The organism is Pseudoflavonifractor sp. MCC625 (assembly GCF_018784545.1).
GTDB classification, from domain to species: Bacteria; Bacillota; Clostridia; order Oscillospirales; family Oscillospiraceae; genus Pseudoflavonifractor_A; species Pseudoflavonifractor_A gallinarum.
Map to the genome: position 1 here is coordinate 1 of NZ_WQOJ01000025.1, position 1,958 is coordinate 1,958.

Below are 1,958 nucleotides of genomic sequence, written 5' to 3' on the forward strand. Positions count from 1 at the left end.
TGGGACGGGTCAACAGTTCCGCTGTGTACCAGCGATGCACGCTCCGAAAGAGCTTTGACCATTTCCTGCTGATGTTCGGTAGGCTGCGCCACGATGTTGTGGTATTCCACTTCCGGGGTAGGCAGATTCAGCTGGTCGGCAGTCTTAATGTCAGCCACTTCTTTGAACAGGTTCATCAGCTCCGGCAGGTTAAAGAACTTGCTGAATCTCGTTCTTGCCCGGTAGCCGGTGCCTTCCGGTGCCAGCTCCAATGCTGTGACGGTCTCCCCAAATCGGGAAGCCCAACAGTCGAAGTGGGTCATGTTCAGCTCTTGCAGGCGTTCATACTGAAGATAACGCTGCATGGTGTAAAGCTCGGTCATGGAGTTGCTGACCGGGGTGCCGGTGGCAAAGATCACACCACGATTTCCGGTGATCTCGTCCATATAGCGGCACTTGGCAAACATATCGGAGGATTTCTGCGCGTCCGATGTGGAAAGACCAGCCACATTTCGCATTTTTGTGTATAAAAACAGGTTTTTGTAGTTGTGGGCCTCGTCCACAAATAAACGGTCCACCCCCAGCTGCTCAAAAGTTACCACATCGTCTTTTCGCCCCTCGGCTTGCAGCTTTTCCAGTCTGGCTTCCAGAGACTTTCTGGTACGCTCCAGCTGCTTGACGGTAAAACGCTCGCCGCCGCTGGCCTGCACCTCTGCGATGCCCTCGGTGATCTCGTCGATCTGCTCATAGAGAAGCCGTTCCTGACGCTCCCGGCTGATGGGGATACGCTCAAACTGGCTGTGTCCCATGATGATGGCGTCGTAGTCACCGGTCGCAATACGGGCGCAGAACTTCTTGCGGTTATGGGTCTCAAAGTCCTTTTTGGTGGTGACTAAGATGTTGGCAGAAGGATAGAGACGCAGAAACTCCGACGCCCACTGCTCTGTCAGATGGTTTGGAACCACAAAGAGAGATTTCTGGCACAGTCCCAGGCGTTTGGCTTCCATCGAAGCAGCTACCATTTCAAAAGTTTTGCCTGCGCCTACTTCATGTGCCAACAGGGTATTTCCTCCATACAGCACATGGGCAATGGCGCTTTTCTGGTGTTCCCGCAGGGTAATGGCCGGGTTCATGCCTCCAAAAGTGATGTGACTGCCATCATATTCACGGGGACGGGTAGAGTTCATTTCCTCGTTGTACTGGCTCACCAAAGTCTGGCGGCGCTCCGGGTCTCTCCAGATCCAGTCCCTAAAGGCTTCCCGGATCGCCTGCTGTTTTTGAGCCGCCAGGGTGGTCTCCTTGGCATTCAGCACGCGGCGCTCTTTTCCGTCTGCGTCCTCTATGGTGTCATAGATGCGGACATCCCGCAGGTTTAAGGAATCCTCCAGAATCTTGTAGGCGTTGGCGCGGCTGGTCCCATAGGTGGTATAAGCTGCCACATCGTTGTAGGATACAGAAGATTTTCCCTTGATCTGCCATTCAGCGGTAAAGGACGAATAGTTGACCTCGATACTGCGTTGGAGATAAAACGGGGTATTAAAGGTCTCATACATAAACTGCTGGATATATTCCTTGTCAATCCAGGTAGCGCCCAGACGCACCTCGATCTCCGACGCATCCAGGTCTTTGGGCTGGGCGGCGGTAAGAGCTTCCACATTGACTGCAAAAGAAGGGTCCTGCTGTGCCGCCCGCTGAGCCTGACGCAGTTTGCGGCGTACATTGCCGGAAAGGTATTCATCAGCAGTCACATAATGGGGTGTGCCGTCCTGTTCCAGCTGTCCCGGCACACGGAAGATCACACTTTGCAGTTCTCCCGCCAGTTCTTCTTTTGTTTTTCCGGTAAGCTGGCTCATATAGCCCATATCTACGCAGGCTTTTTCCGAGATGGACACCGCCAGTGCTTCGCTTGCCGTATCCACAGTAGCCACTGCCTGATGGGGCTTGATGGTCCGTTTGGTGAACATATCCGCCTTGCGCTC

The 1,958-nt window shown here is 53.8% G+C and carries 1 protein-coding gene; it reads right to left on the reverse strand.

Annotation, left to right across the window (positions count from 1 at the left end; translation table 11 throughout):
- Positions 1 to 1,958, reverse strand: a 1,958-nt coding sequence (locus GPK94_RS07325) for an SNF2-related protein (RefSeq protein ID WP_252192543.1), incomplete at both ends; no start/stop codon positions are given.